General features: G+C 73.7%; 2 protein-coding genes and 1 pseudogene. 1 reads left to right on the forward strand and 2 read right to left on the reverse strand.

Features of this window, described 5'->3' with window-relative positions; translation table 11 throughout:
* A pseudogene (locus tag ACWGL3_RS30760) lies at positions 1–409 on the reverse strand (molybdopterin-binding oxidoreductase); the annotation flags it as partial.
* Between the two features lie 85 nt (positions 410–494).
* Entirely contained in the window at positions 495–2297 is a 1803-nt protein-coding gene (locus ACWGL3_RS30765; protein WP_267947522.1) for a molybdopterin-dependent oxidoreductase, read from the reverse strand.
* A gap of 1122 nt (positions 2298–3419) precedes the next feature.
* Between ACWGL3_RS30765 and ACWGL3_RS30770 the strand changes: the two genes are divergently transcribed.
* Positions 3420–5024 (forward strand): OmpA family protein, encoded by a 1605-nt coding sequence (locus tag ACWGL3_RS30770; protein WP_267947523.1) that lies wholly within the window; start codon positions 3420–3422, stop codon positions 5022–5024.
* The last annotated feature ends 182 nt before the right edge of the window (positions 5025–5206 follow it).

Raw genomic sequence — 5206 nt, forward strand, 5'->3', positions numbered from 1 at the left:
CGAGTACGGGGATCGCGGCCCCCGGCTCGTCGGCGCGGCGCAGGAGCACGGCGGCGATCCCCGCCGCCGCGAACACCGCCAGCCCTGCGTACCCGACTGCCGGGCGCCGGAGCGCCACGACGCCGAGCACGGCCCCGACACCGAGGAGGACGACCGCGATTCCGGAGAGCAGTACGACTTTGTCGGCTGTTCCGAACAGCGAGATCGCCAGCTCCATCAGGGCCGGCGGTGTGTTGTCGACGACGGCGTCGCCGACAGCGATCACCGGTGGCGCGGTCCGGGCCAGCGCGGAGGCCAGCTCGGCGGAGCCCAGTGAGGCGCCGACCGAGAGGAGCCCCACGACCGTCCCGACGACGGTCCGTCGCCTGTCGCGTGGCGGGTTTCTCGTCCCGCGTGTCTCGGTGGTCACATGGGGTATTCGGACCCGGAGGCCGGGCGGATGGGTCGGCCGGGAACTTTTTCCGAGGTTTTTCGAGGAGGGTCCTGAGCTGGGACTACTCCGCGGTGAAGCGGATGCGGTGCCGCCCCTCGGCCCCGTCCGGGATCGTCTCCACCTCGTCGGAGGACTGGGTGTACCCGGAGGAGTCGGTGGCGCGCACCTCCACCGCGTGCATCCCCGGGCCGACCCGCGTCTCCGCGACCCACTGGACCCAGGTGTCGGCGCCCGGCGTCCGGGCCAGTTCGGCCGGCCACCACTCGCCGTCGTCCACGCGGACCTCGACCGCGTCGATCCCGGTGTGCTGCGACCAGGCCACACCGGCCAGGACGACGTCCCCGGCGGCGGTCCGCGTGAAGTCGCCGGGCACGTCCACCCGCGACATGGTCTTGACCGGTCCCCGCTCCGCCCACCCGCGGTCGGACCAGTAGGCCTGCCTGTCGGCGAACCGGGTGAGCTCGATGTCGGTGACCCACTTGGTGGCGCTCACGTAGCCGAAGAGGCCGGGCACGACCATGCGCGCCGGGAACCCGTGCTCGTGAGTGAGCGGACGGCCGCCCATGCCGACGGCGAGGAGGGCGTCGCGCCCGTCCATGACGGTCTCGGTGGGGGTGCCGCAGGTCCACCCGTCGTGGGAGGTGCTGAGGATCTGGTCGGCACCGGCGCGGACTCCGGCGCGGCGCAGGAGGTCCGCGAGGGGGTACCCGAGCCAGCGGGTGTTGCCGACGAGGTCGCCGCCGACCGGGTTGGACACGCAGGACAGGGTGATGTCGGCCTCGACGAGGGGCAGGCCGAGGAGTTCTTCCATGTCGATCTCGAACGGCCGCTCCACCCTCCCGTGGACCCTCAGCACCCACCGGGAGGCGTCGAGCCGGGGGACGGTGAGGGCGGTGTCGATGCGGTAGAACTCGTCGGCGGGGGTGCTGAACGGGGTCAGGCCGGGGATGCCGAGGTCGGTTCCGGCGGGCAGCGCGGGCAGCGGGACGGCGGCGGCCGGCAGGGCCGGGGCGGGTCGCCCGGGGGGACCGCCGAGGAGGGCCGGGAGCCGGAGGCCGAGCGTGCCCGCCGCGCCCGAGGCGGCGAGGACCCCGGCGGCGGTGAGGACGAACCGCCGCCCCGCGCCGGTCGGCGCCGACCCGTCTCCCCCGGCGGGCGCGGACGGGCCGCCGGACCCGTCGTCCCCTGCGGGCCGGCGGGCGCCTCGGCCCTCATCGGCCCCGGGGGTTCTCGTGTCCGCGTCGGTGACCGGGCCCGGGGCCGTGCCGGGAGCCGCGTCCCCGGTTCCGCCGGGCCCCCTCCCGGAGGCGTCGCGCCCGTCCGCCCCGGCCGGCGGGGCGGCTCCCCCTGTCCCGCCCGCGCTCCTCAGCAGCACCGCGAGCGCGGCGGCCCCGGCGAGGGCGGCGCACACCACGGACAGCGCCGCACCGGGGTCGTCGGCCCCGCGCAGCCACGTCGCGGCCAGCCCCGCGGCGGCGAACGCGGCCAACCCGGCGAAGCCGACGGAGGGGCGGCGCAGCGCCACCGCCCCGAGCGTGCCCCCGGACACCGCCAGGACGGCCACGATCCCCGCGAGGAGTACGGCCTTGTCGGCGGTCCCGAACAGCGTGATCGCCGTCTCCACCAGCCACGTGGGGCTCAGTTCCACGACGGCGTCGCCCACCGCCACCACCGGCGGGGAGGACCGGACCGCGGCGGCGGCCAGCTGTGCGGCGCCCAGTGCCGCGCCGACGACGAGCAGGCCGACGACCGGTCCCGTCCACCGGCCGGGGAACGGCCTCGCGCGCGCTGTGCCCTCTCCCGTTCCGGCGGTGCTCGGGCCGGAGGCGGGATCGGCGGACCGGGGGGACCTCTTCGCGGACATGCCACCAAGAATCCCCCACCCGGGGGTTCACCGCCAGAGCCGTCGCCGTCCACGGCGGGGCCGGGCGCCTCCTGGACGCACGTCGAGGGCCCCAGCGCCGAACGGCGCTGGGGCCCGAGAGTTCAATACCACCTACCGGCCGCTGCCGGTCTTCCGCTGCCCGAAGTCGAGCTGGGACGGGATCGCGGGGATCGCGGTTGTGTGACCGTGGACCACCTTCTTCCGAACCGGGCCTTGCGGTGCCCGGGCGAACGTTCCGCGCCGGGCGGTCCTGATGGCACCTACTCCTCTCGATCTCACTGCGTGCACTGTCTTCCACTGCGGTGCTACCGGCTCCCGGCGCCGTGCCGCTGAGCGCGCCGGTCGAGCCCTACCGCGTTCTTCGTCCTGCTGCGGCGTCCCCTGGACGGGCGGGATGCCGGTCCTGCGTACTGCGGTGCTGCTCGTACTGCTTGTACTGCGGTGCTGCTGTCCTACCGGCTCCCGGTGTCTTGAAGCACGTGCACACCGTCGAGCCGTCCTGCGTTACCTCCTGCGCGGTGTTCCCCGGTACGGGCGGGACACCGGTACTGCGGTGCTACCGGCTCCCGGCGCCGTGCCGCTGAGCGCGCCGGTCGAGCCCTACCGCGCTCTTCGTCCTGCTGCGGCGTCCCCTGGATGAGCGGGATGCCGGTCCTGCGTACTGCGGTGCTGCTGTCCTACCGGCTCCCGGTGTCTTGAAGCACGTGCACACCGTCGGGCCGTCCTGCGTTCCACCGGCGTATCCGGTGGTCCAGCCGTGTATCTCTGTGGCTACGACAGGAAATCTAGCAGCACTGAAGGGGCATGTCTACTCCAGCCACTGTAGTTTTCTGAGCTTTCCGGGAGAAGGTTTCCAGGAGGCGCGGGGGGACCTCCGGCCGTCGGCCGTCCCGGCCTCCGGCGGCGGGGCCGCGGAGAGCGGGGCCGGGCGGCCCGACGGCGCCTGTCGGCTCCTGTGCCGGTCCCGCCCTCCCGATTCCCGGACATCCCCCCTCCGAGCGGCCGGTATCCCGCCAACCGGGGACGTGGCGGTCGGTTCGGCCCTCCGAGTGCTGGAGGATGTTGCCGGTACGCCTCCCTCAACGATCGGAGTTCCCCCACATGGCGCGGAAGACGCCCATCACCGTGGTCGCGCTGATGGTCTCGGGCAGTCTCCTGCTCAGCGGCTGCACGGTCACCGCGGACATATCCGACTGGTGGTCCGAGACGTTCGGAGACGCGTCGGGGCCGCCGACGGTCAGGGAGGAGTTCCCCTACGTCCGCGAGGGGCGCATCTTCCAGGACACCGGGCAGGACACGGAGATGCACTTCGCCGTCACCGGCCTGGAGCGCACCGACGACTACACCGTCATGTACTACGAGGTGACCTACCCCGACGAGTTCTCCGGGCCCAACCGCAACCTGAGCATGGCCCACACCCTCGTGGACCCGCTCAGCGGCCGGGTCTACCGCCAGTTCCTGGACGGGGAGGGGCTCAAGTACGGGTCGGAGAGCCCTAACCAGGACGGCCTGTACCCGGTCCACGACGGCGTCACCAACGAGTACGTGCGCTACTTCCCCCGCATCCCCGACGAGGTGCGGCAGGTGACCTTCGTCGGAAGCGGCCTCGGAGCGATGACGGGCATCCCCGTCCAGGACGTGGAGGAGGAGCGGCCGGACCCGGAGAGCCCCAACGGTCCCGACCACCTCACCCTGGACGCTCCGCCGCCCCGCGGCGAGAACCTCACCTTCGTGAACCGCCGCCCCGACGAGGACGCGGTGGCGGACGAGGGCTGGGTGCAGAGCTTCGTGGACTCCGAGATCGCCTCCACCACGCGGGACGGCGACCGCGAGATCATCTCCCTGCACTCCGACGTCATGTTCGAGTTCGACCGCTCCGACCTGACGGCGGACGCCGAGGACGTGGTGCGCCGGGCCGCCACCACGCTGGCCGCGAACGTCGATCCGGACGAGCCGGCCATCACCGTCATCGGGCACACCGACGGCATCGGCGACGACTCCTACAACGACAACCTCTCGGTCGAGCGGGCGGAGAGCGTCCGCGACCTGCTCGCCGAGGAGCTGGGCACCGACTTCACCCTGGAGGTCGAGGGCCGGGGCAAGCGCGAGCCGGTCGCCCGCGAGGGCGGGCCCGACGACGACGAGGCCCGCGCCCGCAACCGCCGCGTCGAGTTCTCCTACGTGTTCAACACGACGGTCGAGGCGACGGAGGAAGAGGAGTACGACGACGACGGGCTGGGCGTCGCGCAGCGCAACGTCACCTGGCCGGCGCCCTACGACGCGGACCCGGGGTCCGTGGTGGCCGAGGGCGAGCTGGACGGGGTGCGCCTGGAGGTCTACCCCCTGCGCCGCGACGGCGCGTACGTGATCGGCACGGTCGCGCTGACCAACACCACCGGCGAGCCGACCATCCCCGATCTGGGCGGCCAGGAGGCCGTGCAGGCCGGCGGCCCGGAGCAGTTCAACAAGGGCACGCTCGGCGGCTTCCAGCTGCTGGAGCCGGAGAGCGGGCTGGTGCGCTACGTGGCGCAGATGGACTTCGGCGAGGGCCGCTACAGCAGCTTCGCCGAGGAGGTCCACATGCTCCAGCCCGGCAACACCTACAACCTGGTCGCCGTGTTCCCGGCGCCTCCGGTGGACGTGGAGGAGCTGACCCTGCGGGCCGGGCCGTTCGGTGAGTTCGAGGAGGTCCCGGTCGAGTACTAGCCGGCCGGAGGCCCCGCCCCCCCCGGTGCTCCGGTAGGTGCGGTGGGGCCCGGCGGGCCGCGGCGGAGACCCGGACCCGCCGGACCCCGCCCCCGGCGCGGAGCCTCCGGGGCCCCTGGAGCCCCTGGAGCCCCGGAGGGTCCGGGACGGCCGCGGGGGCTGGGCCGGGGTCGCAGAAGCCG

The organism is Nocardiopsis sp. NPDC055824, from assembly GCF_053616335.1.

Bases quoted from the DNA above. Each gene is read 5' to 3' on its own strand.
- ACWGL3_RS30765 (WP_267947522.1), bottom strand. From the start codon at position 2,297: ATGTCCGCGAAGAGGTCCCCCCGGTCCGCCGATCCCGCCTCCGGCCCG.
- ACWGL3_RS30770 (WP_267947523.1), top strand. From the start codon at position 3,420: ATGGCGCGGAAGACGCCCATCACCGTGGTCGCGCTGATGGTCTCGGGC.